This is a genomic window from Haloplanus litoreus (assembly GCF_045690335.1).
Classification (GTDB): domain Archaea; phylum Halobacteriota; class Halobacteria; order Halobacteriales; family Haloferacaceae; genus Haloplanus; species Haloplanus litoreus.
On record NZ_CP147874.1, the window covers coordinates 1,988,638 to 2,015,572 of the forward strand.

The following is a 26,935-nucleotide window of genomic DNA, read 5'->3' on the forward strand; positions in this document are numbered from 1 at the left end:
GATGTCGACACAGAGTTCACGCTTCGAGTTCGATCCGGGGTTCGAAGACGACCGGCTACGCGTCGCCTGGTACGCGGTCGTCGGCGTACTCGTCGCCGTCGGCGTCTACGCGACGTACCTCCGGCTCACGGGCGGAATGGCGAGTACCAACCTCACGAGTATCGTCCCGTGGGGCGCGTGGGTCGCCTTCTACATATACTTCGTCGGCCTCTCCGCCGGCGCGTTCCTCGTGAGTACGATGGCCAACGTCTTCGAGGTCGAGGGAATGCACAGGATCGACCGCGACGCGCTGTTCGCGGCCATCATCAGCATGGCGGTGGCGCTGCTGTTCGTCTGGATCGACCTCGGGCGGATGGATCGGATGTACTTCCCGTTCATTTGGCGCCAGCTGACCTCCGCGCTCTCGTGGGAGGTCCACGCCTACGTGGCCTACATCGCGATTCTGGTCACGGAGCTGTACTTCTCGATGCGGATCGATCTCGCGCGGGTCGCCGAGCGCACCTCGGGGGTCGAAGAACGGTTCTACGCGGCGCTCGCGCTCGGTCGGCTGGATACGAGCGAGGAGTCCCAATCGTTCGACCGGCGCTGGCTCAAGCGAGCCGGCATCGTTGGGATTCCTCTGGCTATCTTCATGGTTCACGGCGGAACTGGCGTGCTGTTCGCCGTCTCGAAGGCCCGCCCCTACTGGAACAGCGGGCTGTTCCCGGTGATATTCGTCATCTCCGCGCTGCTCAGCGGGACCGCGCTCGTGATGATGATCTACGTGCTTCGGACCCGACTGTTCGACGGCGACTCGGTCGATCCGGATCTGCTCGACCGACTTGCACAGCTTTTGATCGGCTTCATTATCGTCGACGCCGCCCTGACCGCCATCGAGACGTTCATCGCGATCGCTAGCGTCCACCCTCACGAAATCGAAACCTGGCGGGTCATAATGTTCGGCCCGATGTCGTGGTCGTTCTGGTGGTTCATGGTCGGCTTCAGCTGGGTGTTCCCGATGGTTCTGCTGACCAAGAAGTCGTGGCGGCGAACGCCGGCGGTGATGGTGCTGGCGGGGCTGAGCGTCGTCATCGGGATCATCGCGGTTCGATTCAACATCGTCGTCCCGGCACAGGTCATGCCGGTGATGGAGGGACTCCCCCACGGGTCGTACTTCCCGACGATGGTCGAGTGGGGGACAAGTATCGGCATAATCGGTGTCGGCCTGCTGTTGTACACGCTCGGAGCGGAGACACTGCCGTTGACACCACTTACCGGAGGTGACCACGAATGAGTACTGATGATTCGGGCGATAGCGGCGCGGGGATTTCGCGCCGTGATTTCGTCAAGGCGGTCGGGAGTATCGGAGTCGTCGCGGCGGCCAGCAACGTCGCGGTCGAGGTAGACGTCGACGACCTGTGGACGGACGACGAGCACCACTACGTCGGGGACGACTACGGCGAGTACGGCGCGAGCGACGTGATTCACACCACCTGCGGACAGTGTAACACGTTCTGTCCGATCAAGGTCCAGCTCGCGGACGGGAGCGGGACAGGCGAGTACAGCTCCCTCGTCCGGAAGCTCGCCGGGAACCCGTACTCGTTCCTCAACACGCAGCCGTTCTCGCAGGTGCCCTACGAGAGCGACCCGGAGGACGTGGCGATGGGCAACGTCGAGGGGAGCGGCGACGTCGACACCGACCGCTGGTCGCTCTCTGGCGGCCGGATCTGCTTAAAAGGGCAGGCGGGAATTCAGACGGCCTTCGACAGCTACCGCGTCCGTCAGCCGATGAAACGAGTCGGCCCGCGCGGGTCGGGCGAGTGGAAGACCGTCTCGTGGGACCAAGCCATTCGGGACATCGTCGAGGGCGACGAGGACCTCGGCCACCCCGGACTCGAAGACATCTGGGGATACGCTCCACAGGATGCGGTAATGAGTGACTGGGAGGCCGTCCAGAACGGCGAGCTGTCCAAGTCGGAGTTCGACGAGAAGTACGCGGACGACCTCATCGACACCGACCACCCCGATCTGGGGCCGAAGTCCAACAAGATCGTCGACGTCGGCGGGTTCCGCCGCAACTTCATTCGGAACCGACTCTGGCATCAGGGACTGGGATCGGTAAACAGCATCCACCACGCCGGGACCTGCGGCGTCTCGAGCGTGATGGGCAACGTTCGCTCCCACGCCGCACAGAAGAAGCGACAGTACCCCGACATCGAGAACTGCGAGTACCTCATCACGTGGGGGACCAACCCCATGGTCGCCAACAAGGGCCCGACGTGGCTCGCGCCGAAGCTGACGAACGCCATCGAGGGCGGGATGCGGATGGACGTCGTCGACCCGCGCCTGTCGAAGACCGCGGAGAAGGCCGACACGTGGGTCCCCGTCGAACCCGGTGCGGACGGAGCGCTCGCGCTCGGGATGGCGCGGTGGATCATCGAGAACGACCGTCACGATCTGACGTATCTTCAGAACCCCTCGCAGTCGGCCGCGAGCGACGACGACGAACCCACGTGGAGCGACGCGACGCACCTCGTCCTCGTCGACGAGCCGGCGGGACCGAAGGCGCGCGCCAGCGATCTCGGGCTCGTTCCTGAGGGCGCCGACACCGCCGACGACTTCGTCGCCGTCGACGCGGCGACGGGCGAGCCGCGCCCCGCAAGCGAGGTCGACACGGCCGTTCTCGACGTCGACGTGACGGTCGACGGGACGGCGGTTCGAAGCGTCTGGAGCCAGTACCGCGAGCGCGTCTTCGAGCACACCGTCGAGGAGTACGCCGAGATGGCCGGCGTGCCGGCCGACCAGATCGCCGAGATCGCAGACGAGTTCACAAGCCACGGCAAGCGGGCGGCGATCATGGCCTACCGCGGCCCGGCGAAGCACACCAACGGCTTCTACAACACGCGAGCGATCGCCACCCTCCAGCATCTCATCGGGAACTACGACTGGAAGGGCGGCCAGATCACGCCGTATGCGGGATACGACACTCTGTCCGGCCGGTACGAACTCGGCTCGGTCCTCGACGGGCACTCGCCATGGGGGATCCCCCTGCTTCGGGGCGGCGTCAACTACGAGGACACCTCGCTGTTCGATCGCGACGGCGGCTACCCGGCAAAGCGGCCGTGGTTCCCCGTCGCGCCGCCGCAGGCGACCCAAGAGCTCTACGGCAGCGCTGCCGACGAGTACCCGTACGGCGTCGAGGCGCTGTTCATCCGGCCGTACTCGAACAACCACGTCATGGCGGTCGCCGGCGGCGACGAGATCCCGGCGATCCTCAAGGACACCGAGACGATCCCGCTGATCGTCGCCTCGGACACGGTCATCGGCGAGACGAGCCAGTACGCCGACTACATCCTGCCAGAACCGACCTACCTCGAACGGTGGGAGAACTTCGGGACGTACCCGAACAAGCGGCTGGCCGACGAGAAGATCAGCCAGCCGGCGGTCTCGGTCGTCCCCAACGCGCGTCCGTTCGAGGACGTACTCATCGAGTTGTGGTCCGAACTGGACCTCCCCGGCGTCGGTGCGGACGCCATTCCCGATGCGAACGGCGACCTGTGGCCCCTCGAACAGGCGGAGGACTTCTACCTGAAACTCGCAGCCAACATCGCGTACGGCCGCGACCCGGTCGAAGACGCGAGCGAGGACGAGCGGCGGGTGTTCCGCGAGAGCCACGAGAACGGGCTCGGCGAGCAGTTCGACCTCGACCGCTGGCGCGCGGCCGTCACCGACGAGGAGTGGCCGAAGGTCGTCACGGTGTTGAATCGGGGAGGTCGCTTCGAGGAGCCGACCGAGGGCTACGACGAGGCGTTCGCCGAGCACGGTCACGGCTACGACTACGCCGAGCGCGGCGACGAGTCGAACGCCTACGACGGCGAGCACATGCGGTACAAACTCGAGTCCCGTGTCGACTTCTATAGCGAGGTCGTCCCGAAGGGGAAACACTCCTTCACCGGCGAGCGCTTCGATCCCCTCCCGAGGGTCGACGACGTGGAGCACTACGACGGAACCGTGCAGGCCGCGGTGAGCGGCGACGACGATCGGGAGCGTCCGCTCCGGCTGATCAACTGGAAACCCCGGACCCAGGGGATGCACCGCACCCAGAACAGCCCGTGGCTCCGTGAGACCCGCCCGGAGAACCCCGTGTGGATCAACCCTCGGGACGCCGAGGAGCGAGACATCGAGAACGGCGACGAGATCGTCATCGATGCAGGCCGCAAGAGCGTCGACGCAGTCGCGATGGTCACGAGCGGAATCCGCCCTGGCGTCGTCGGCGCGATGTGGGGGTGGGGTCGAACGGGTGGCGGTGCGACGGCCGAGACGATCGACGGCGAAACACAGCCGGCGGTCGAAGCCGATGGTCACAGCTCCTATCAGTTCGACGAGCCGATGACCGAGGAGGCCGGGTACGCGAAGGGGCGCGACGCCGGCTTTGCGATCAATCACGTCCAGCCGTTAGACGAGGAGCTCGGCGACACCGGGCTCTCGGACCTCGTTGGTGGAAGCAATGCGCAGTACGACGCCTTCGTCGACGTGGAGCGGCGGTGATCTGAAATGCCCACGCACACAGACGGCGGCCACGACGAGGCGGCGATGGCGACGGCCCGCGCCCGGCTGTACGGGCTGTTGGCCGCGACTTTCGACGGCGAGGCCGAGACGACCGCTGCCGCGCTCGATCAAGGGGCCTTCGCGGCCGTTGCCGAGGTATTCCCGATCGACATCGAGACGGCGGACCTACGCGGCGACGACTACGGCGCCGACTCGCTGGGCGTCGGGTACGACACCCTGTTCGTCGTGCCGGGAACCCACTACGTCCCCCCGTTCGCGTCCGCTCACGCGACCGATCCGAGCGAGGCGTTCGAGTCGGACTCGCGGTACCACACCGCCGGCGAGGCCGGCGAGCTCCTCGGCGATCCGGCCGCCGATATGGCGCGGCTGTACGCCGCCGCCGAGTTCTCGCCCGAGCGCGGCGACGACATCCCCGACCACGTCGCCGCCTGCTTCGAGTTTATGCGCGCACTCTGCGAGCGAGAGGCGGCGCTCCTCGAAGGCGGCGAAACCGAAGCGACCCTCGACGCAGTCCGCGAACTTCAGGCCCAGACGCTCTCCCGTCTGGGCTGGATCGACCGGTTCGAAGCGGCCGTCGCGAGCAGCGACACGGTCGAAGGCGTCTTCGCCGCAATCGCCCGTCTCGCGCGAACGTTCACCGCGTGGGACGCACGAGAAGTCGTACAGGCCGATCGACAGCCGTCCGAAACCTCACCCTCGTAACCACTCGCCGGATGACAACCACAAACCTCTCAGACGCCGACCTTCGTGATCGCCTCCGCGACGTCGACGACCCGGCGCTCGACACCGACATCGTTACTGCCGGACTCGTCACCGATATTGTCGTCGACGACGGGACCGCTGCCGTTGAGCTCGCACTCGGCGCGCCGCACGCCCCTGACGAGGCCGCCATCGCGGAGCGCGTCCGTGAGGTCGCCGACGATGCGGGGGTCGATGTCGAGCTCTCGGCGAACGTACCGCTGTTCGACTCTGCCGAATCGTCGGTTCTGCCTGGCGTCAAAAACGTGATCGCCGTCGCCTCCGGAAAAGGCGGTGTCGGAAAAAGCACTGTCGCCGTCAACCTCGCCGCCGGCCTCGCCGACCGCGGGGCGAACGTCGGGCTGTTCGACGCCGACGTGTATGGTCCGAACGTCCCGCAGATGCTCGGCGCCGACACCGATCCCGATGTGACGACCGTCGACGGCGAAGACCGAATTGAACCACCGACCGCCCACGGGCTCCAGTTGATGAGTGTCGGACTGATGATCGAAGACGACGATCCGGTGGTCTGGCGCGGTCCGGTCGCACAGAATACCCTCACTGACCTCTTTGCCGACGTTTCATGGGGAACGCTGGACTACCTCGTCGTGGATCTCCCGCCGGGTACCGGTGATGTCCAGCTGACGGTGCTTCAGCACTTACCAGTCACGGGGACTGTCGTCGTCACGACACCGCAGTCCGTTGCCGTGAGCGATACCCGTCGAGGTGTCGAGATGTTCGGCGAGTACCAGACCAACGTGTTGGGGGTCGTCGAGAATATGAGCGGCTTCGTCTGCCCTAGTTGCGGCGACGCTCACGAGATCTTCGGTGAAGACGGTGGCCGAGCGCTGGCCGACGCAGTCGATGTCCCGTACCTCGGATCGCTTCCGCTGGATCCGGCGATCCGTGTGGGCGCTGATGCCGGCAAGCCGATCGTTCGTCAGGACGATGCGAAGACTGCGGAAGCATTCCGAGACCTAGCGGCGACGGTTGCGAACAAAGTTGGCGTGCTACGACGCCACCACCAGCAGCAGGCATCCACGGAGGGCGGTCACTGAGAGATGGTCGGTGCGGATTCCGACGGCACAGCTACCGCCAACGCGCTCACCCTCCATGAGGGGGTCGTCCTCGCCGGCGGCCATCGCCAGCGATTCGATGCTGCAAACAAAGCGGTGGCTGTTATTACTGTGAAGTTGTTTCTCAGCCGAGCGACAGCGGCGGTTCATTTCACCAAGATAGCGAACACACCGATCATCTTCCGGCCCAGTCAGACCGCTTCTCGTGGCCGTGAGACGTTTTTTATGACACGCTGATCCAGAATAGTCGTATCACAGAACAGCGCAGACCCTGCGAGTGACTGGTCTGATCTCGTCTACTGGCGGGAAAGCGCGTAAGCACTGCCCGAACCCGGACGGAACTGTCACCGTGACAGTTCTATTCTGACGATGTTGCCGGCCGGCGAATTCTCCTCGACTGTGATGGTACCGCCCGACCGGGCGGTGATTAACTTCACGAGCCACAACCCGAGACCGCTCCCGTGATACAGCGGCGTTTGTTCCGGTTGGTCTACCAATAAGTCTCGCTCCATCTCGGGGATTCGTGGCCCGCTGTCGGCTATTGCGATACGAACCGTCTCGTCAGTCTGGGTGACGGTAACCGTGATTTCAGGCGACGGCGAATCGTTGTGGATGACCGCATTCGTAACGAGTTCTGTGATCGCCTGCCCAAACTGTGGCATCGCCTCAACAGTTACGCCGTCGGGGCATTCAACGGCAATTGTCGCGTCCGGGTGCTCCGAACCAACACTCGAAACAACGTCTTGGACACGATCACATACCTTGATCTGGTCATGTGCCGGGTGCTCCCGAAGCAATTCCGTTATCTGACGTTCTTTTTCTGCTAGTTCGATCAGTTGATCGCTCGTGTCCACGATCTTCTCGGCGGATGCTGCAACCTCGCCCGACGTCTCGGCGTGGATCGTCTCGGCTCGTCCTCGAACCACGTTCATATCGTTGCGCAGGTTGTGGCGTAACACCCGATCGAGAACCTCTAACTGTCGTTGGCGCTCCTTGCGCCCCGTGACATCCTGTTGGAATCCGATGTAGTTGACGACAGCACCGGCATCATCTCGTACGGGCGCAATTTCCAGGTGGTTCCAGAACTCCGTTCCGTCCTTGCGATAATTTTTGAGCTCAATCGATATCGGTTCTTCTGCATCGATCGCCTCCCGGATTTCGGCAACCTGATCCGGGTCGGTGCTCTCACCCTGGAGGAATCGACAGTTTTCCCCGACTGCTTCCGCACGTGTGTAGCCCGTCAGGTCTACGAACGCATCGTTGACGTAGATCATCGGGTTATCCTCCCGTTCCGGATCAGTGATGGTGATGCCGACTGGCGCTTCGTCGATCGCCTGCGTCCGCCGTTCGAGTGTCTCCTCTCGCTCTTTGCGTTCCGTAATGTCGTCCTGGACTGCCACGAGCGCGTGAATCTCGTCACCGTCGGTGACGGGTGCGACCGTCTGCATCGCCGTGTACGTCTCCCCGTTCTTCCGACGGTTGACAATCTCCTCTGCCCACACCTCCCCAGAGAGGATGGTGTTCCAGAAGTCCTCGAAATACCCATCCGACATTTCACCGGAGTTCAACACGTGCGGTGTCTTACCGACGACCTCTGCCTGGGTGAAGCCGGTCGTCTCCTCGAAGCCCGAGTTGACGTACTCGATTCTCCCGTCGGGGTCGGTGATAAGGATCGCGTGGCCAGCGGATTCGACCGCTTGCTTGATGCGCTGGAGGTCAAGTTCGCGCTCCTTGCGCTCGGTGATGTCCTGTATCGTCCCCCGAACGCGGGCCAGTTCCCCGTCTTCGTACTGCGGTTCGCCCCTGGTTCGCACCCATCGCTGGTTGTCCTCCGCATCGATGATCCGGGCTTCGATATCGTACGGCTCGCACTCCTCGACAGCCGTCTCGAATGCCTCTTCGACAATCGATCGGTCCTCGGGGTGGAAATGTTGGAGGCTCAGCTCCGGAGACGGCGTCGTGTCGTCTGGAAGCGCGTGGATGCGGCGAACCTCGTCGGTCCACCACCCCTCTTCAGCCTCGATGTCGTACTCCCAAGCTCCGACGTCCGCAATATCCTGCGCCTTCTCGAAGAGATCGACCTGGCGTTCGAGTTCGCGCTCTCGTTCTCGCAAGGTGAGCGACTGATTCCGCAGTCGGAGCAACGCTTCGAGTCGCCAGCTGAGTTCGGCCTGCTGGATCGGCAGCGAGACGATCTCGTCGATCGTTTCCGTGACCACGTTGTCGGCAAGCTGACCGGCATCTGACTCGATGATATCCGCCCCGGACTCCGGGAGCAACAGGAGATACGGAAGCAAAACGGGCGCCGCCGCCGCCTTCTTCGCACGGAGCGCATCGAGGTGTTCTTGGAACGCCCCTTTGTCGATGATACAGACATCGAAGTCAGCGTCCTCAATATCTCCCGAGACGTCCACGGATTCGTAGGAGGGGTGGTCGTCGATCCATTTTTCGAGCAACTGGCGATTGCCCGAATCCGCGATGAGTGGGAGGACCCGGCTCCGGGATTCGCGCACCGCTTCAGGAGTCATTGTCATCGGTATTCACCCCAGTCGATGGCGCTTTCGGAAGTTCGTCGGTTGCCGCGTCTTCGAGGGCGACTGCCTCTAGGTCCGGGGCTCCAGCCGTCTGGAGTGTGTCGACGACTCCCCGCGCGGCTTTCGTGAGATCCACGACGTGCTGGCTACTGTCCAGGACTCGTTGGCGTATCTGATCGCCTGCGTCGTCAGTGTGGTCTGCGAGTTGTTCGGTCCAGCCGATGACGACGTTCATCTCGTTGCGGATATCGTGCCGGGTGATGCGATTCAACAACAGCAGTTGGTCGGTCTTGCTTTCCAGTGCGATCGGCTGGGCCCTGATGCGCCCGAACGTGTCACGTATATTTCGGAACTCCACGGTGTCGGTCGGTGTCGTCAGAACGTCATCGACAAGCTCCGGGACCTCCGGCTCCGTCTCAGTCTGCTCCCGACTACCAAGTGTATAAACGCCGGTGTCAGACCTCACGAGCAACACCGGGAGAATAGTATCTGCGTCTGCCTTCCGCTCTCGGATCTCGGTATCGTACTCCCGGAGCGCATACGAATCGAGAAGAACGATGTCGATGTCGGCCTCTGAGAGTACAGCGGCGTCGTCTGAGACACTCTCGTACTTGCCTTGTTGCTGGAGCCAGTTGAGACGTACTCGTTGATTGCCCACACGCGACAGTATCGGTACGACTCGGGCCGGTGATGTCGCTGTCCCAGGCCGGTCGGCGGTTCCAAGCGCCAGTGACTCAGTCTCCATCGTCATCCCAGGTCGGTGTGCCGGTGAGAATCCCTCGGAGTTCGGGCAGCGAGTCCCCGACCCGCAGGCCGTGTTCGGTGATCTCCAGTTCCCGGAGCTGGTTTTCGTACTGGCTGGTGCGCATCTTGAGGACGCCGATCACCTTCCGGAGTGAGCCCTTGTATTCGACATGGCGTAGGACGACGATGCTGTCAGCAAGATAGCTCATGCCTTGGTCGGTCGCACGGAACTCACCGGTGATGTTGTGGACTTCGTTCGTCACCAGTCCGGTCACGCCCATGTTGCGGAGGTAGCGACCGATCTTGACGAGGTCCCGCATCGGGTCTTCGTCGACGCCGCGTAGCGACTGCTCGAACCCGCTGGTCCCGTCAATCATCACGATTTCGGCGTCGTTTTCTTCGACTTCCGATCGGACGTGGTGGGTGAACTCGTCGATCGTGAGCTCTTCAGGGCCGATCACCTCTACGTTGAGCGTCCCCCGGTCGATCATTTCGGTCACAGGGATGTTGACGGCTTCCGCGCGCTCGAAGAGGGTGTTGTGGTCTTCTTCGAAGCTGTACAGGACCGAGCGCTGGCCTCGGCCTGCGGCCTCTTTCATGAACTGGAGGCCAGTCGTTGTCTTGCCGACCCCTGTCGGGCCGCTCAGAAACGTGATCGTTCCAGTGGTGAGGCCACCCGACAACAGTGAGTCCAGTGCCGGAACACCCGAGGAGAGTTTGGTCGAATTGTGCTCTCGCTCGTGGCGGTTGGGATCGAGTCGTGGCCACACCCGCATACCATCGTCGGTGATCTGGAGCGTGTGGTGACCGGACCGGACAGAGGAGCCACGGAACTTCGAGACGTGGATCGTTCGGCGATCCGGCTCCGCTTGCATGTTTATGACGGCATCGACGAGAAACTGCAGATCGTCGTCGGGCATCGACGCGGCAGCTTGTGACGTGAGCAGGACCGTCGCGCCCTCGCTTTTGAGAAAGTTGATCAGGCCTAGGATCTGAGACCGGAACTGGTGTTCGTCGGGGGCGAGATACCGGAACTCGGTGACTGGATCCACCACGACCCGATCCGGGTCGATCTCCTGGACCTCCGCGCGAATGCTCTCAACGAGCGAGGGCGTTTCCACTTCACCGGACTCAAACAGGGTGTACGTCTCCTCGCCCTGAAACTGGTCGCCAGAGGCAGAGAGGTTGAGGAACTCGATCGCATCGATAGCGAAGCCGAAGTGCCGGGCAGTATCCCGAATGTAGTCCTCCGGTTCGCCAAGGTTGATGTACAGCCCGGTCTCGTCCGTATCCAGACCAGCAGCGAGAAAGTGTAACGAAAAGATCGACTTGCCAGAGCCGGGGTCGCCTCGCACGAGCGTGGCGGACTCGGGGAGATAGCCGCCGCCGAGAATATCGTCCACGCCCGGAATACCGGTTACGACCCGCTCTTGGTCCTTATGATCCGGTTCGCTCATGTAGAAACTAGTACTCTGGCGCCATATGTATCTTCGTACTTGCTCCAGAGTAATCGCCAGAACGTTCCGTCGGTGAACGACTCGTCCTTTCAGGCGAGAGGTGGCCGAATTCGAGAGCTACTGAATCTGCCGGAAAACACAGTATTGTGTGATCCCATAGTGTTCTGTATGCCCACTATCACGGTCAACGTGGGCGACGACCTCAAAGAGCGAATGGAGCGGCATCCGGAGATCAACTGGAGCGAGGTCACGCGGCAGGCGATCGAAGAGAAAATCGACGCGCTCGGAGTGTTGGACGAACTCACCGAGAGCGACGTGCAGGAAATCACCGAGAGGATCAACGGGAGTGAGCACAACCACGTTGACGAGGAGTCGGCGTAGACACGGCGAATGAAACTGGTCGTCGACGCCAACGTCGTCATCTCTGCACTCATCGCCGACTCGAAAACGCGGGAACTCATCGTCACGCTCGACCCCGACCTCCTGACTCCCGCGTTCGTCTACGACGAACTCGAGAACTACGAGCCGTTGATCGTGGAGAAGTCCGGGACGGAACCGGACCGAGTGGCGCAGTTCGTCGACCTCCGAAAGGCAGCGTGACGTTGTGAGGATGGGGCGGCGATAATGACCGGATCGACACGGTGCTTCGGCGAGAACTGTAGCAAGCACTGCTATCTCCTGTTTTCGGGTGGTTGCTGAGGGACACGTCCGTAGGTAACCGCCCGCTATTTTGAATATTTTAACGAAGACACAGTATCTGTATCTCGCAGTGTGAGAGCTAGTACGATGACTGAACCGACTCCGGGGTCGTGGACGGAGAGTATGAGCGGGCGTGAGCGCGTCCGACACGTCGTGGAATTGCTGGACGAGCCAACGCCGGTGCACTCAGAGACGATGACAGCGACGGTTACCCCGTCGCTATCGTGCGATTACGACCGAGAGATCGGCGATGGGCGCTGCAGACGCTCGGTCGGTTAGTGAACGAATCGTCCGTTGGAGCGTAAGACCGAGAATGCGGTACTGACGGAATTCTTCGCCGAGTTTCTCCTCGAGCGTCGCCTGGATGTTGATGTCACAGAGGACGCCGAATCCTTCGTCTTCGAGCGCTGCGATTGTCGTGTCGACGACATCGTCGAAATCGCCAGTGACTGACGTTTGTATTGTGTATTCGATATGCTATTATACCTCGTCCACGGGGTCAACGGTTGGGTGCCGCAACGGCGGGCGTTGGGAGTGTGATGTATCGGCTGGAACAGCAACTGTTCCAGTCATCCGGTGCGTTCGAGCTGTTTTTGCCGTCGATCGAATTCCTCATCCGAGAGCTCCCCGCGGGCGTAGCGCTCACGGAGAACCGACAGCGACTGCTCTTCGTTCCCACCGGATCCTCGGTTGAGGAGCGCATAGACGAGGTAGAGGGGGACGGCGATGAGGAGCCCCATCCAGAGGAGTCCCCAGAGCCCCATCGCTCCGCCGAAGAGGCCCCAGCCGCCGCCCATCATGCCGCCGCCGTAGCTCCCACTACCGTGGGCAGCAGCCGTTCCAGTCGCCGCGACCAGCAGCGGGACGGCGAGGATCGCGAGTCGACGAGCAGTGCGTCCGATGTGAGTGGTGAGTTGCGTCATTATCTTGAGTTGGTGAATCGCGGTGTTCAGTTGGAGCGATCGAAACGGTTAGAGCCGTCAGCAGTGGCCCTGCCCGTACATCCCGCGGTCGTGGTCGTCGTCAGCCCCGCCATGGTATTCCTCGTCAGCCATGTCCTGGGCCATCTCGTCGACGGTCACACCCATGTGCGACTCCATCCACTCGACAGCACCCGGACCCATGTGTTCGGTCATCTGCGTTTCCATCCAAGTGGCCCATTCATCTGCGGTGGCATTGTCCGTGGGCGTGCCGTCAGCGGTCGTGTCGTTGCCGTGTGCGCTGACAACGGGCGCGGCAAACGCGAGTCCGACAATCGCGAGGGCCACGAGCAGCCAGCGGCCGAGTTTGAAGGTGGTCATTGTCTTTCTCCTCGGTTACTCGTAGGACCCCTCTGGAGTTATCGACGTGGGTGTGAATCTACACAGGAGAACGTTCGATAACGTGTATAGGGCGATCTAACCGTTTTTCAGGAATAGAATCGTTCATCCGGCTCGAATTCGCTGGATTAGCACTCGACCCTCCTCTCAGGACAGGACCACGACCACACGAACGGCAGCCTGACCGATCCGAAACCGGGGCTTCAACCGAGTTACTCGACGTATCTCACGACACGCGCCATTCCTGCATCGAGATGGTAGAGGTTGTGACAGTGGAACAACCACCGGCCGGGATTGTCGGCGTGGAAGTCGATCGTCACCTGCCCTCGATGTCCCGGAACGATGACCGTGTCTTTGATCGCGTTGCCGACTTGGAAGAAGTGGCCGTGAAGGTGCATCGGGTGAACGACCGGGCTCTGATTGGTCATCCGAATCCGGACGTGTTCGTCGGGCCGGACCTGGAGCGGATCGGCGTCCGGGTAGGCCTGCCCGTCTATCGTCCACGTGTAGGACTGGCCTCTGCCCCGTGAGAGCGTCAGATCGAACGTTCGATCCGGCTCGCCACTCACCCCGTCGAGCGAGGAGATCGACCGCAAGTCTCCGTACTGCAGTCGGTTACTGACCGACGACGGACGCTGTGGGCTCCCGCCGCCCGCTGACTCGTACTCGACAACAGCCCTGGCTGGTGGTTCGTTTCCATCGAGCGCATCCGCTTGAACGGCCCACGTGCCCGGGTTCGTCGCCTCGATCACGACGTCGTAGCGCTCACCGGCCCCGAAGACGAACGAGTCCACGTCGACGGGTTCGACAGGTCGACCATCGGCGTGGGTCACCGTCATCTCGTGGCCTGCGATTCGCACACCGAAGACTGTCGCGCTCCCGGCGTTCACGAACCGGAGGCGCACCCGCTCTCCTTCTGCCACTTCGAACCTCGGTGGATCCTCTGGAAGCCGACCATTGATCAGGAGACCCTCGTACGGTGGACGAACGTCACCCATCATCCCACCTCCACCCCTGCCGCTGCCGGAGGGGAGTTCCGGCTCTCCAGGGAGGTAATCGTCGACGACGACGACGTACTCGCGATCGTACTCGACGTGTGGCTCGCGTTCTTCGACGATCAATGGCCCCAGCAATCCCCGGTCGAGTTGGAGTCCGACGTGGCTGTGATAGAAGTACGTGCCAGAGGGTTCGGCACGAAACGTGTACGTAAACGTCTCACCGGAGGCGATGGGTTCTTGCGTCACGTTCGGCACACCATCGACCGGGTTCGGAACCGGGACCCCGTGCCAGTGAATCGTCGTCGCCTTCTGGAGGCTGTTGGTCAACTCGACGCTGAGTACGTCACCCTCCTGAACGCGTAATTCTGGTCCCGGATATTGACCCTCGTACATCCAGTTAGTCGTCGACGTCTCGGGGGCTGGCCGAATCGTCCCGGACCCCGCGGTGAGACTGACGGAGCTATCTGGATCGGACGTGACTGTCGAGCGTGGCGTTACCTCACGACCACCGTCATCGTCGGTACCCGGTAGCCGACCGGCACAGCCCGCGAGCGCTCCGAGAGTAGATGCGCCCGTCAACTGGAGAAGCCTGCGGCGGGAGAATCTTGTGGAAGTCATTTCCCTTGTTTTCGTGGTCGGCGAGTATAGGCCTCGCGCTGAAGGAGGCTCATACGACCATCGATCGGTTCGATTTCAGCACCTACGACTCCGATGAATGGTTCTGAAACGGCGGGAATGGCCCGCTAGTTCATTTGCTTCTCTTGTAGGTCGTCACTCGGATAGATACGATACGTCCGCCCTTGTCGCTCGCGGTACAACAGGCCGCGTTTCTCGAGAGCGCTCACCGTCTGGCTCACCTTGCTCTTCGAGAAGTCCGAGCGGTCCCTGAGTTCGATCTGTGTGATGCCGGGTGAGGAGAGAACTGGTTCGAGGATACGGCGTTCATCATCTGGCAAGAGGTCTAATACGCGAGCCCGTGGCTGAGCCTCTGGATTGATATCTCCCGCTGATTGGGTGTCCCCCTCCGGTGATTCGACACTCTCAGGATCGGTCGAATTCGTCATCTCCATCTGTGAGCGGTCGGGGACGTCCGTGCTACTGAGTTCGTCCCGAATCACGAGATATCCCCCACCGATGACAGCCGAGACGAGGAGGGTTCCGAGGACGTACCAGAGCGGATTCGTTCCATGAACTGCTCCCATCGATGTCCCCATCATCGATCCCATCTGGTCGAAGGCCTGCTGTTGCTGGTACGCTTGCCAGCTGAGTACCCCGCCGACGATGAGGACGGCAGCGACCAAGCCACCGACTACTGTATCGGCTCGCCGTCGGTTCATCTCTCCCACCGGGATCCGCCGAGGTACTTGCTCATACATGTGAATTTGTGAGACATCGCTGTACAAGTTGTGATTGACAAACGCAATATTCGGGGCTGCCTGGCCGCGAAACTCGATATCACGATGCGGCGTTCAGTGATGTTCATGGCTCTGGGAAGACCCCGTCTCCGAGACCTGTGGGTGTTGCTGTGCGAATTCGGAGGGGTGCTTCTCGAACGATCGCTTGCATCGATCCGAACAGAAGTAGTACGTCTCGCCATCGTGGGAGAGGCTCGGCCCACTGTCGTCGGTTCGCATCCCACAGACGGGGTCGCGGTACTGGCCGGGGGCACCGAGGCCACGACGATACACATAGAGGAGGAAACCAGAGAGGGCGAACGCGATGATGTTGAGGTAGAAGGTGTAGTTGAGTTCGAAGTACGTCTGTTCGGTTGCAGTCTCTCCTCCAGCCAGATCCGGGACGATGCCGAAGGCGTCGAATAGCAACTCCATGAGGAAGCCCGTGAACGCCATGGTCACGAAGAAGATTCCGAGGATGTACAGCATCACCTTCCAGCCGTAGTACTTCCGATAGACGTTCAGGACGGGGATAGTGATGAGATCGGCGTATACGAACGCAATAACGCCCGCGAAGCTGACCCCACCGCCCCAGAGCGCGACGGCGAACGGGACATTGCCCATGCTGCCGACGAAGCTGAGAACCGCGATGGCGACGCCCATAACCGCGTTCTCCGCGCTGACAAGCAACCCATCGCCTTGGAGGAAGAGTGTGTTCCACACCCACTGTGGGACGAACACGATGACGAACCCCGAGATGAGAAACCCCGCAACGACGTCCTTCCAGATCATCGACCACTCCTTGCGGTATTGGTTCCCGACTTTGTACCAGCCCCCCCACGAGAGCAGTTCATCGTTCCACCCGCCGCTACTTGCGGTCTCCTGCTCATAGGTTTCCATACAGCCTTCCGAGCAGAACGTTAGCGTCTCGCCACCGTCGGTCGTCAGCGAGTACTCGTCTTTGCCTTCCATCCCGCAGGTCGGATCCTCGGTGACACCGTGTTCCTGGTCGCGTTCGTTCAGTTCCTGCCGCACCTCGTCGAAGAGGTTCTCGGGGAGTGTCACGTGGACGAGCAGCGCCATCACGGCGATGAGGATGATGCCGCCGAGGAGTTCCGCTACCAAGAATTCCCAGCCGAGGAGGATCAGGATCATCAGACCGAGCTCAACGATGAGGTTCGTCGAGGCGAACATGAACGCGAGGACGTTCACGACGTGACCACCCTTCTTGAACAGCCCCTTCCCAATAGCGACGGCCCCGAAGCTACAGCCGCTACTCGCGGCGCCGAACACCGTTGCTTTGGTGAGTCCACTCAGGTCATCATTTCCAAGGATCTGGGCCATCCGCTCCTTCGAGACGTAGACCTGGACGAGACTCGTGATGACGAGCCCCATGATGATCGCCCACGCGGCGGTCCAGAGGAACCCGACGCCGATCCGCAACGACTCGAGGATTCCGTCGACGAGGGCGGCTTGCATATCTAGACTATCGCAGCCATCTGTTTTGTTGTTTTTTCTTAAGAAACCGAGGCAGTGGGAGGAGTAAATCTTTCATTCAAAGGTATTTGACAGTATCGGCGATGTGGAGTGTTCGGTACGGCTCGCGGAGAAACACCGCGACCGTGGCCTCCTCGAACGGCTGTTCTGAGCGGCGGGAAGCCCCGCTACTGGTTCGAGATTCTACCTCTCGGAAATCGTTCTGCTAGTGGGGTAGTCACATTCACGATTGATCTTAGAATCCCGCTGTCTCAGTCGTTGTTATACTCCCTGCAGTTAGCACGTCGGCGAAAATCATGTGTTTCTACCGTGGTCGGTCCGGCCACCCAACGGCAATGGGAGTTCCTGTAACCAAAGCCCACTAACTCTCGTTTTTGTTGGAGGACAGTCGACCGTGACTTGGGGACGTTCAATGGGCCACTGATTAGAGGCCATGTACCACGCCGTAGCGGTAGCGAACCAGGGGACGAAACACCGCCGTTCGGAATCGTTCAGTGGCCGAACGAAATCAACACCAGTGCATACGGAGACGATAATATCGACGATCACCCCGCCGCTATCGTGCGATTACGAACGAAAATTCGGTGATGGGCGCTGCAGGCGCTCGGTCGCTCGGTGAACGAAGTCCCTTGCTGGGCCTGAAACGGTCGAAATCGAAGGGTACTGAATACACTGAAAAACACGGCTGAGAAGATATCACGGTCGTACGACAGCCCTCCGCGCGCTCGTAGAACGCTGATGTCAGTGACGACTCCATCTCAACAAGACTTATTGCAATTTGCGTGCAACTTGCTATTACTGATGGCGACGAGAGAAGCGAACTGGGATACCCCACTCGATACTGGTGGCGAGGTGTTCGCGCTCCTCGGGAATCCCCGAAAAGCGTGGATCTACACGTATATCGACCATCATCCGGAGACGACGATCCAGGATGTCGTCGAGACGCTCGATCTCCCACAACGAACGGTCTACGAATACGTCGACGACCTCGAAGCCGCAGGCTTCGTCGAACAGTCGAACGACGGACGGCCGGCGGAATATACGGCTCACGAGATCGACCTCCAACTGGTCGCGGGCGATGCCGAACGACGAATCACGCCGGAGCTAGTCGAGGCGATCGCCCGTCGAATGCGGGATGACGACGTCGATACGTACATCGACCGCCACGGACTCGACGGGCTCGCCGTCGCACTCGACTACGCCCGCGAATACGCCGAGGGGTCCGTCACACACCGGATTATGGCTCGTGAACAGGACCTTTCCCCCTTGGAAGCAGGCGTCGTTCTGGATGCACTCCGCCCCGTCGTCGAGGCCTGATCCAGTATGGGACGCGACGGAGAAGTCGTCTTCATCGATTCGTCGGCTCTCATCAGTTGCGGTCGACGTGAGGGTACGCGGTTCCAAGCACTCGCCCGCGAAGCCCGCCAGCGTGATGCCGTTTTTCGCATCTCGCCACAGGTGTACGCCGAGGTGACTGGCGATCCTGCACTCAACGCGTATTCCCCTGACCAATCCCCTGTCGACGAGGCAGTGCAGGAGGGGTGGATGAAGGTTACTGAGAGTCCGGCCTATTCGGACTCGGACGTCTCGACGGTGATGGACCGGGCACGGAACTTCATCGCGAACTCCAGTGATCGATCGGAGGATGTCGTCGAGAAAGCGGATACCGAAATCGTGGGACTGGCCCTCGAAACCCTGCTTGATGGGGTCGGGGATCGAGTTCTCGTCGTCACGAACGATATTCCACTCGGCGAAGCAGCCGAATCGCTACTTCCGAACTACGGATTCGACGACGAGCAAATCACCTGGCTCACCGGTAGTGAACTCGCTGCCGAACTCGCCGAGGATTTCGTCTCCGAGTTCGACTGATTCGAGGGCAGAATGACCGAGCGTGTTCTATACTCGTTCCCATCAACTATGTAGTGTCGCGTTTCCGTGACCAGTACCTCCCGATTTTGTGGGGACACAGTTGCTCATGAACGAGAGACATCAGCGACCCAATGATTAGAGGCCGTGCACCACGCCGTAGAGACAGCGAACCGGGAGACGAAACCGCCATCGTTCGGTGACCGAACGAAATCAACGGCAGTGCACTCAGAGATGGTGATACCGACGATCACCCCACCGTTGTCGTTCGATTACGAACGAGAAATCGGCGATGGGCGCTGCAGGCGCTCGGTCGCTTGGAGAACGGAGTCCCTTGTTGGGCCTGAAACAGTGGAAATCGAGGGGTGCTGCATACACCGCTTGGAAGATATCGCGGTCGTACGAACGCCCCACGGGCTCGTAGAACGGATGATGCAAACTCCATCGATCACCCAGTGGACGTCATCGGTCTCGGTTTTTTCGCCGATCAGTGTTGTACATAATAAAATCTGCAAAGGTACTGTATATAATTGTCCGGCTACCGATCACCTTCGGAATTGAGAGATCCTATATTCTGATCCTCGACCATTGCCCCGCGCCAGCGAGCAATGACGGCCCTAGTGACGATCTGCGGTTGGGTCACGCCGGCGAGAAACGACGGCTCTGGTGTCCCAGCGTCCGGTGGTGGATGAAAATGCGCGTTTGGAGTGCCTTCTTTCGGATGGTTATCGAAGCGGAAATCGACGCCAGCAGGCTCAGTATAGTGATAGCGGTATGCGCCACGTTTCCACCACGTGATCTCCATGCGCCCCGGAGAGTCCAATCCCGCCGAGAATTCGACGATGAGTTCGGTCGGATTCATCGGGTAATCAAACGTCGTGGATTCGACGAGTGGTTCCTCTTCCAAGAGCAAATCGCGAATCTGCTGGAGAATCGGATAGTCGACTGGGCCAATTGGCCCGGAGATGTCGTCCGCCATCGGTCTACTGCGTCGCCGCACCGAGATCGCGAGCCCGACCGTAGTTGATTGCGGCCTGGGCGATATGTAGGTTCCGTTCCGTCGTCTGCCACTCGGACACCGCCTCCCAGGCGCCTTCTGACGCGTCGCTTCCCAGCGAGGTTGCGAGGTCCTCCGGCGACGCTGCGTCGTAGTCGTCCTCGAATTTCTTGATACGGCGTTTCATCCGTTGAATGCTCTCGATCAGCTCTTTGCGACTGTGTTCCGTCGCCAACTCTCGAATCCGCTGGTACAGAAGCGTATCCTCGTTCCGGACGTACTTCGTCGCACCACCCTCCTCAGTCGCGGCCGCCGTACCTACCTCAACCAGCGACTTGAGATGCTTCCGAGCGGTCGGTTCACTCACGAGTGCTTCCTCGGCGATTTCGCCCGCAGTTTTCGGCGTCGTCGTCTGTTCGACGACTTGCTGGACGCGTTCCAACGCGGTGGTTGAACTCTTCCAGTCTTCACGTGCCTCTGTAATTGCCCCGGGGTCGCCGTTCGGCTGGCCAGAATCCGTTCCCATGCGAGACGTTTTGCGCCGATAGATAAAATATGTTTCCCAAAGAAAATTATTCTGTATCTTCTCTATGATTGTCGCCACACTATAATTCATCGAGGTAGTCACGCCGTTGTTCCATTCGTTCACACGCGGTCCGGCGGTCGTGGTCAGTATCGGTCACTTCCTGACTGACTTCGATCTGTCACTGACGACCTTGTCGAGCATGTCGTTGCGCTCTGTATTCAGCAAGTCTCCAAAATCATATCAAACAGCGTGGGATTCGATTCGGAGAGTCGGCTCTGATTGCCAGTGCCCCCAGATTCGTGTCTACTAGTTCTCGATGTGGAACCTCCGTGTCAATAACTACCAGTCGATCCAACGATAGAATCACGATTTGGGTACTTCGTTTTCGGGTACTACCCGAGACATCTCGGATACGCTACGTCGGAACCCTCACTCGGCGACAGTACGGAGTCTCGTAACCAATCTCTGTCAGCTCTCAAAGTTGCTGTGATCCAGTTGCTCGTGTCCGAGAAACGTCCAACGGCTAATGATTAGAGGCCGTGCACCACGCCGTAGAGACAGCGAACCAGGGGACGAACCCGCCGTCGATCGGAATCGTTCAGTGGCTGAACGAAATCAACGGCAGTGCACTCAGAGATGGTGATACCGACGATCACCCCACCGTTGTCGTGCGATTACGAACGAGAAATCGGCGATGGGCGCTACAGAATTTGAACCACGGTCGTTTCGCTCGCTTCGCTCGCTTCACTCCCTGATTCAAATCCTTCGCGGTCGATGATTCTCCGCTCACTTCGTTCGCGGAAGAATTATGGGCGCTGCAGGTTGGACCGTGCTACTCGTTCGCACGCTCACTCGTAGCCCGACCCGCAGCTCCGAACCCTCGCAGGCTCGGGATTCGTCGCGATTTGAACCCGCATAGCGAAGCCGGTGGGCATCTGCGAGCGATCAAACGCGCGCCCTGTTCTCTGCTCGTTGCCATTCGATGACCAGACCATGGTAACACAGAACACACTCGAACCCCTCGAACCATCAGACGCAGTCGAATTGTATCTGAACAACCGGGAAACCGATGGAGCGGCCGCCGGCACAGTCCGTGCTCACCGCCACCGCCTAAACCACTTCCTCGACTGGTGCGACGAACAGGAACTCGACAACCTCAACGACATCACTGGTCGAGATCTTCGCTCGTTCAAAGTTTGGCGAACCAAGAGGAGCAAGGCAGGCTCTCTCGCAAGGTCGACTCTGAAGAACAATATGGACACGCTACGCAAATTCATGCGATTCTGCGAGAGTATCGAAGGTGTCCCCAGAGACACTCATATGGCGGTCACGAGTCCAACCCTCTCCGAAGACGACGCCAACCACGACGTAGTGCCCTACGAGACCCAAGAGAAGATTCTGGAGCGACTCAACCGCTTTCAGTTTGCGAGCTTCGAGCACGTGTTCGCACACCTCCTTCACGAATGCGGATTCCGCATCGGTGCCGTTCGTAGCCTCGACCTGAAGGACTTCCAGCCAGAACCAATGGACCTACCTGACGGAACACGTGTTGGCCCACACATCGAGACCCACCACCGGCCGAAGACTGACACTCCACTGAAGAACGGAAAAGACTCCGAGCGACTGGTCGCTCTCAAAGACCACAGCGTCGAGATTCTCAACGACTACATCGAGTACCAGCGCCCCGATGTCGAAGATGAGTATGGCCGCAAACCCCTCGTGGTAAAGCCACGAGCAAGCAAGCGTTCATCGACACAGACGCTACGAGACATCAGCTACGCGCTCACACGACCGTGTAAATATGGGGAAGAGTGTCCGCACGACTTGGAACCGGATAACTGCGAATCCGCTCGGATGGTCAACTTCGCTTATGGATGTCCGTCGAGTATGTCCCCCCATCCGTGGCGGCGAGCGGTGATGACGCACTGGCGAGCGAACGACGTACCAATTGACGTTGTCGCGGATCGGTTCGACGTGAGTCCGAGTGTGATCGAGAAGCACTACGACGAACGGACGAAGCAAGGAAAAATGGAGCAACGCCGGAGGTACTACGACGACCTATAGGGGTTGGCACGAAGGTTCCGAACAGGCGAACAGCATCCATCCCTCATTATTTTCGCCCTCTTGATGTCCTCAGTAACCAACAGTTCTTGCGGAGATTGAAAGAGGCAGGGACATATTCAGAGGTAGAGTACCTCAATCAGAGAGTTAAGAGCCAATAGGCACCGGACTACCAATTTGGATAGTAGATTCGCATCCACGGGTCACCCCTGTTCGACGCCTCAGGGATGTGGGTTAGTGATCCATTTCGAGAGGCGACTGCAAGCGCACAAGCGTCAAGAATATCGTCACGACCGACGTGTTTCCTGAGGAACCGATCCATTGAATCATCGTACACACCCTCTGCGTCAGCAAGCTCCGATTCGAGAATGGCCAGTCGTTTCTCTCGCCCCCGCTCGCTCTTCTTGCTATACGCGACCGGATTCCCATCGTTCAGAGCATAAAAACAGAGTTCCGGGTGACTCTCTCGGAGTGTGGTTTCCGCTCTCTCATCTTGCCGTACTACCGTGTCTACTTGCTCAATCTTCTCGCGGAGGTGCCACGCCTGCTGAGAGAGCCCTTTCCCAGCTAGTTCTCGGTACGTCGCGTTCGCTTCGTCGTAATCCGCCACGTTGAGGAGTGGCCGACAGAGCGTATCGAAAACCGAACTGCCACGACACCCGAGAAGCGTCCGCGCTTCCTCATCACATACCCGGGTCCCCTCATCAGGCAGGCCGATCGGGATGTCGACGAGGATTCGATCCGCGTTCGCATGCGTGGCCCAGAGCGCGTCGAAGGTGGGATAACATTCTGTATCGATATCGTCATCCACCACGATTGTCGCAAACCAACCGCCGGAACAGGCGTCGACGCCAAGATGAGTTACCATAGGTCACAACATCTTCCTGTCGTGATAAGATTATTTAGGCGGCTACATTTTCAAAACGAAGGCATCTTTTCTCATACCTGAGGGCACGCCATATCCGGGCGTTCCGCCGAGGTAGTCAACCAAATGGTTGAGCACCTCCTCCGGGAGTCAAACTCGTACAAGTTCGAATCCACGTAGTTATCCCCAGATATCCGGCCCTCGTCCCCCGCTTCGAGCCACCAGCAGCAATATCGTCACGACAACTACGGTGGCATACGTGATTGCGAACCACGTATTGGTCGGTGGTTGCTCGTTAAAGTACGCGAGGATAGCTTGACCAACAGCGGTTGCAGCTAAGAATCCCGTCGCGACCGTGAGTACGATATTTATCTGCCGACTCTCTGCACGCCACTGGTCTTCCTTCTCTGTCCGTCGTAATTCGTGTGCTACTCTGAAGCCCTCCTCTGTCAGCCTGTAGACAGCGATGCTGTCATCGTCAAACGGCCGGAGGAAATGAACTAACTCCTCACCGAGAAGATGATTCAATTCTGTAATTGCTTGGTCTTCAGTCAAATCGGTCTCTGAGAGTAGTGTAGAGTCACTCGGCAGAGATTGAACCGTCTCGTAACCACTCTCCGAGACCTCTTCGGGTACGCGCATATGGGATATTCCGATAGTCACATCCGTCTCGTACAACACGTTCAGTACGCGAGTCCATCCCCGCGTCACCCACGCTTCTCCATCAACAGTCCGTTCCATACGAGATGGAGACTGGTGAAAATACTAAGCCTTCCTCGTTTGTGACAGAAACACGGTCCGACAGCCCCACACGAAAAGTCAGCAAGTATCTTGAACTTGTCATTGGCGGACGGATCCTCCCTGAATCAAGGGGTATAGTCCTCGGTCCCCAATCTGTCTTCTCTGATCTGTAGGGCCAAGGTATGGAGAGCTAAGAAACAAATCGCTGCTCGCTCGTGCGACATCTCGATAATTTCACCATGCGTGATCGTGTTTCTGAGAGTCGTGATATCGTCTTGGAGAAAGTCCCCGAATCCGCGTGGAATGAACGCCTCGATTAGCGCTCCGAGGCTTTTCGGTATCTCCTGATCCTCTTCTTCAGTAGTATCCCCGGGAATCTGTACGTATGGTCTCCCATCTCGCTTGAATATCGGGTACTCCTTATTCTCAGCCCAGTCCATGATGAATCCCTCAAACTGTGGTGTCGCTCCGTACATGAACAGCCGATAGTGACCCTCTCGATATTCCTCAGCCAGCTCGGCCATCGTCTCCCAGCGCTCCATCCGCAGTGGACTTTCCTCGATCTCGGTGAGCATTTTCCGTATCTCTCTCTCACTGAGCCGCTCCGCTACATACTCTCTAGCCGCTTCCTCCCCTATTTCATACTGCCTCTGGAACTCCTCATACTCTTCCGGGGAGAGAAACCACGCCCATGCGAATTGGTCGTCCGGCTCGATTAATGTTGCAAGTGCCTCTCTCACGGTTTGCTCACTACATCCATTGACCACGGCTTGATCCAGCTGTCGCTGGTCGCGACGGCGCTCGGGTGGAAACGTAATTTCGTCCAGACCAGCATCAAGCGAGTCGGTATTAATCGGAAGTTGGGAGATGTCTCGGATGGTATACTGGGAATGGACCTGTGACATCGGCTGTCCGAGGTGCTGAATCAGTAGCTCGTAGGGCTCGGAGCTCAACAGCCTGATGAGGGAATCGGGGTCGGTATCTCCGCACCACACGCCATACCAACTCTGATCGATGATCGCACCATCACCCCGATAACGATACCACGTCCCGTCTGAAAACCTCCCTATCAGCAAGTCTGGGGGATTGTCTATCGAGGAATCGAACGGGCAGAACCAGTAATCGCGCATCTGAAGCGATGCTCTCTCACTGAGTTCCTTATGGGATTCAATATAGTCTGCTACGCTTCTGAAACCTTGCCGACGAAGTTCGCGAAGTACCGTTTCCTCTGGTGGATTTTCGTCAAACTGCTGTAGGAATTCACGCAGATCGAGAGCATAGAAATCGGTACTCCCTGCGGTCACTATCTGGCCTTCCTCATCAACAGGGTCACGGGGCCCTCTCAGCACGGGAGTCAAGAATTTGGACGGGAGGTCTAATTGGTCGACCTCATCTGAATTCAGATAGAAGAAGTCGTTCGCACCAGATTTGACGCCATACTGTATCTTGTCGACTATGTCTCCGAGTTCGCGAGTCTCTTCTGCTCGAAGGAACGGGGCGATTTGGGGTTCGCGCAGTACCAGCCGAGGGTTCAGCTCCCGGAGGTCTGCAGAGTTCACGAGATGAAATGAGACGCCTGTAATGTCGGCAGCATCGCTCGAATCAAGCTGCTGTATAGGTGCTTGTACCAGACGGTTCAGCCGTGGGTCGAATTCCGGTGCCTCCATCTCGACGAGCCTGACCGCCTTGGAATCGTTGTCACTTCTATCCTTCTCGAACAAGACTATCGCAATCTCAACACTTCGGCGCGCTCCCTCTCCCGGTTCCTCTGGATCGTCTAGTAACAGTACCGAGTGGAGTTGGCCCTGATCAAAGATATACTGGAGGAAAGACTGTCGTGCGAGCTGCCTGAATGGAAGAACGAAGACTCCCCGCCCTCCCTCATCAAGCGACTGAATTCCTTCGGCTGTGAGATACGTCGGTAGGCTGAGTCTCGGTGGGAGACCCAGATTCAACGCCGAAGCACGCTCTTTGAGTGATTCGTTTACGTCGAGAGGCCGTCCCGAGCAGAAGCCCGCGACTACGGCTGACGCTGCCGTATCTTCCGTGTCAGGGTTGCCCTCAAATTGATCTAAATCGGTTTGTTCAGCTGGCTCTTTGAGAATGTCGTTCAGATTACACTCTACTGCCTCGGTCCGTCGCTGTCCCGGGAAGCGGTATGCTGAGACGAGCCTTCCCACACGCGTCCCTTCGCTCGGCAGATCCACAAGCCGCAACGTTACATCACCTTCCCGATGACAGTAGTCAAGGAGTCGGTGGGTGAGGGACCATCCATCTGAGCAGAGGTCGACGATATTCTTTGGATTATCGAAGAGTAGCCAGTCCGCCAGCAGGTCAACCATGCCCTCCTCGACATCCGGCGGCCATGCAACCGGTAGTCCTCTTAGAGTTCTGCCCGATCCCTTGATTGGCGTCCCTTCGTGATTGCCCTCATCAGAAATTATATTCGAGAAAAAGAGCGGTAGCTCGTCCGTTGTCAACTCGGGATAATCATCGAACCCGTCAACCAACAACTTGGAGACCATCTCCCCGAGGTCCTGAATAAAGGCCTCGGTCGAGTCAGACGACAGGCGTTCGGCCCCACCGCAGTGGTAATCCGAAATCCCCAATACGTGTACCATAGGGGCGGTGGCGAACACTACTCCGGAGTCATCTGGATCCAGAAGCTCTGAACCTTCTATCAACCCCCCAGAGTTAGCGAGAGCCTCAGCTCCTAAGCACAAGAGCAGGGATCGGGAGTCCCCAGTCACCTGTATCCAGTTGTCTCCGTATGAGATGATCTCCTCCACAGCCGAAGAATTCCGTAGAACGCCCTCGACATCGGCCCTGTTCGGAGGAGACAGGGTATCGGTCATCAATCAGGCATCGAACGACG

At 59.4% G+C, this 26,935-nt stretch carries 22 protein-coding genes and 2 pseudogenes; 10 read left to right on the forward strand and 14 right to left on the reverse strand.

Going from position 1 to position 26,935, the window contains the following annotated elements; genetic code table 11:
• The first annotated feature begins 1 nt into the window (after window position 1).
• Genes nrfD through V8686_RS10835 form a run of 5 tightly spaced genes read left to right on the forward strand, consistent with a single transcriptional unit; the run spans window position 2 to window position 6,599 of the window.
• Entirely contained in the window at window positions 2–1,273 is a 1,272-nt protein-coding gene (gene nrfD / locus V8686_RS10815) for an NrfD/PsrC family molybdoenzyme membrane anchor subunit (RefSeq protein WP_379704053.1), read from the forward strand.
• The gene (locus tag V8686_RS10820; RefSeq protein ID WP_379704055.1) at window positions 1,270–4,527 is read left to right on the forward strand and encodes a molybdopterin-dependent oxidoreductase; all 3,258 of its coding nucleotides are present in this window, start codon (window positions 1,270–1,272) and stop codon (window positions 4,525–4,527) included. The genes nrfD and V8686_RS10820 overlap by 4 nt, the downstream gene beginning before the upstream one ends.
• Window positions 4,528–4,533: 6 nt before the next feature.
• Window positions 4,534–5,250 carry a TorD/DmsD family molecular chaperone gene (locus V8686_RS10825; protein WP_379704057.1) on the forward strand — a complete coding sequence of 239 codons (717 nt, stop codon included), beginning with the start codon at window positions 4,534–4,536 and terminating at the stop codon, window positions 5,248–5,250.
• Between the two features lie 11 nt (window positions 5,251–5,261).
• Complete coding sequence (locus V8686_RS10830; protein ID WP_379704058.1) at window positions 5,262–6,344, forward strand: Mrp/NBP35 family ATP-binding protein; 1,083 nt, start codon at window positions 5,262–5,264, stop codon at window positions 6,342–6,344.
• 3 nt (window positions 6,345–6,347) lie between these two features.
• On the forward strand, window positions 6,348–6,599 hold the full coding sequence (locus tag V8686_RS10835; RefSeq protein ID WP_379704059.1) for a hypothetical protein: 252 nt from the start codon (window positions 6,348–6,350) through the stop codon (window positions 6,597–6,599).
• Between the two features lie 107 nt (window positions 6,600–6,706).
• Here the strand turns inward: V8686_RS10835 and V8686_RS10840 are convergent, their stop codons facing one another.
• From V8686_RS10840 to V8686_RS10850, 3 genes are all read right to left on the reverse strand, one after another.
• A complete protein-coding gene (locus tag V8686_RS10840; RefSeq protein WP_407343911.1) occupies window positions 6,707–8,776 on the reverse strand; it encodes a PAS domain S-box protein in 2,070 nt (689 codons plus the stop codon).
• A 103-nt stretch (window positions 8,777–8,879) separates the two neighbouring features.
• Window positions 8,880–9,641: an ATP-binding protein gene (locus V8686_RS10845; RefSeq protein WP_379704062.1), complete on the reverse strand. Its 762-nt coding sequence runs from the start codon at window positions 9,639–9,641 to the stop codon at window positions 8,880–8,882.
• Window positions 9,631–11,097: an ATPase domain-containing protein gene (locus V8686_RS10850; protein WP_379704064.1), complete on the reverse strand. Its 1,467-nt coding sequence runs from the start codon at window positions 11,095–11,097 to the stop codon at window positions 9,631–9,633. Before V8686_RS10850 ends, V8686_RS10845 begins: the two co-directional genes overlap by 11 nt.
• Window positions 11,098–11,265: 168 nt before the next feature.
• Here V8686_RS10850 and V8686_RS10855 point away from each other — a divergent pair, with 168 nt between their 5' ends.
• Both V8686_RS10855 and V8686_RS10860 read left to right on the forward strand, forming a co-directional pair.
• On the forward strand, window positions 11,266–11,478 hold the full coding sequence (locus V8686_RS10855) for a hypothetical protein (RefSeq protein WP_379704065.1): 213 nt from the start codon (window positions 11,266–11,268) through the stop codon (window positions 11,476–11,478).
• A 9-nt stretch (window positions 11,479–11,487) separates the two neighbouring features.
• Window positions 11,488–11,682: pseudogene (locus V8686_RS10860) on the forward strand (PIN domain-containing protein); the annotation flags it as partial.
• A gap of 420 nt (window positions 11,683–12,102) precedes the next feature.
• Here the strand turns inward: V8686_RS10860 and V8686_RS18460 are convergent.
• The 6 genes and pseudogenes from V8686_RS18460 to V8686_RS10890 form a co-directional block, all read right to left on the reverse strand.
• Window positions 12,103–12,270, reverse strand: a pseudogene (locus tag V8686_RS18460) (DUF302 domain-containing protein); the annotation flags it as partial.
• A gap of 95 nt (window positions 12,271–12,365) precedes the next feature.
• A complete protein-coding gene (locus V8686_RS10870; RefSeq protein ID WP_379704069.1) occupies window positions 12,366–12,719 on the reverse strand; it encodes an SHOCT domain-containing protein in 354 nt (117 codons plus the stop codon).
• Window positions 12,720–12,776: 57 nt separating this feature from the next.
• Window positions 12,777–13,097, reverse strand: coding sequence for a hypothetical protein (locus tag V8686_RS10875; protein ID WP_379704071.1), 321 nt, complete (start codon window positions 13,095–13,097; stop codon window positions 12,777–12,779).
• Between the two features lie 230 nt (window positions 13,098–13,327).
• A complete protein-coding gene (locus V8686_RS10880) occupies window positions 13,328–14,731 on the reverse strand; it encodes a multicopper oxidase family protein (RefSeq protein WP_379704073.1) in 1,404 nt (467 codons plus the stop codon).
• A 125-nt stretch (window positions 14,732–14,856) separates the two neighbouring features.
• Entirely contained in the window at window positions 14,857–15,450 is a 594-nt protein-coding gene (locus V8686_RS10885; RefSeq protein ID WP_379704075.1) for a helix-turn-helix transcriptional regulator, read from the reverse strand.
• A 132-nt stretch (window positions 15,451–15,582) separates the two neighbouring features.
• Window positions 15,583–16,986: a permease gene (locus tag V8686_RS10890; RefSeq protein WP_379704077.1), complete on the reverse strand. Its 1,404-nt coding sequence runs from the start codon at window positions 16,984–16,986 to the stop codon at window positions 15,583–15,585.
• 819 nt (window positions 16,987–17,805) lie between these two features.
• On the opposite strand from V8686_RS10890, the gene V8686_RS10895 reads away from it, so the two are divergent.
• Together V8686_RS10895 and V8686_RS10900 are read left to right on the forward strand one after the other, a co-directional pair.
• Window positions 17,806–18,321 (forward strand): DUF7437 domain-containing protein, encoded by a 516-nt coding sequence (locus tag V8686_RS10895; protein ID WP_379704079.1) that lies wholly within the window; start codon window positions 17,806–17,808, stop codon window positions 18,319–18,321.
• A gap of 6 nt (window positions 18,322–18,327) precedes the next feature.
• Window positions 18,328–18,873 (forward strand): hypothetical protein, encoded by a 546-nt coding sequence (locus V8686_RS10900; RefSeq protein WP_379704081.1) that lies wholly within the window; start codon window positions 18,328–18,330, stop codon window positions 18,871–18,873.
• 535 nt (window positions 18,874–19,408) lie between these two features.
• Here V8686_RS10900 and V8686_RS10905 read toward each other — a convergent pair.
• On the reverse strand, window positions 19,409–19,849 hold the full coding sequence (locus V8686_RS10905; RefSeq protein WP_338742325.1) for a hypothetical protein: 441 nt from the start codon (window positions 19,847–19,849) through the stop codon (window positions 19,409–19,411).
• 4 nt (window positions 19,850–19,853) lie between these two features.
• On the reverse strand, window positions 19,854–20,393 hold the full coding sequence (locus V8686_RS10910; RefSeq protein WP_379704083.1) for a winged helix-turn-helix domain-containing protein: 540 nt from the start codon (window positions 20,391–20,393) through the stop codon (window positions 19,854–19,856).
• 993 nt (window positions 20,394–21,386) lie between these two features.
• On the opposite strand from V8686_RS10910, the gene V8686_RS10915 reads away from it, so the two are divergent.
• A complete protein-coding gene (locus tag V8686_RS10915; RefSeq protein WP_379704085.1) occupies window positions 21,387–22,457 on the forward strand; it encodes a tyrosine-type recombinase/integrase in 1,071 nt (356 codons plus the stop codon).
• Window positions 22,458–22,623: 166 nt separating this feature from the next.
• On the opposite strand, the gene V8686_RS10920 is transcribed toward V8686_RS10915, so the two are convergent.
• The 3 genes from V8686_RS10920 to V8686_RS10930 all read right to left on the reverse strand — a co-directional run bounded on the left by V8686_RS10920 (window position 22,624) and on the right by V8686_RS10930 (window position 26,915).
• Entirely contained in the window at window positions 22,624–23,322 is a 699-nt protein-coding gene (locus tag V8686_RS10920; protein ID WP_379704087.1) for a DUF429 domain-containing protein, read from the reverse strand.
• Between the two features lie 177 nt (window positions 23,323–23,499).
• Window positions 23,500–24,060 carry a hypothetical protein gene (locus V8686_RS10925; protein ID WP_379704089.1) on the reverse strand — a complete coding sequence of 187 codons (561 nt, stop codon included), beginning with the start codon at window positions 24,058–24,060 and terminating at the stop codon, window positions 23,500–23,502.
• Between the two features lie 125 nt (window positions 24,061–24,185).
• Window positions 24,186–26,915: a hypothetical protein gene (locus V8686_RS10930; RefSeq protein WP_379704091.1), complete on the reverse strand. Its 2,730-nt coding sequence runs from the start codon at window positions 26,913–26,915 to the stop codon at window positions 24,186–24,188.
• Between the last annotated feature and the right edge of the window lie 20 nt (window positions 26,916–26,935).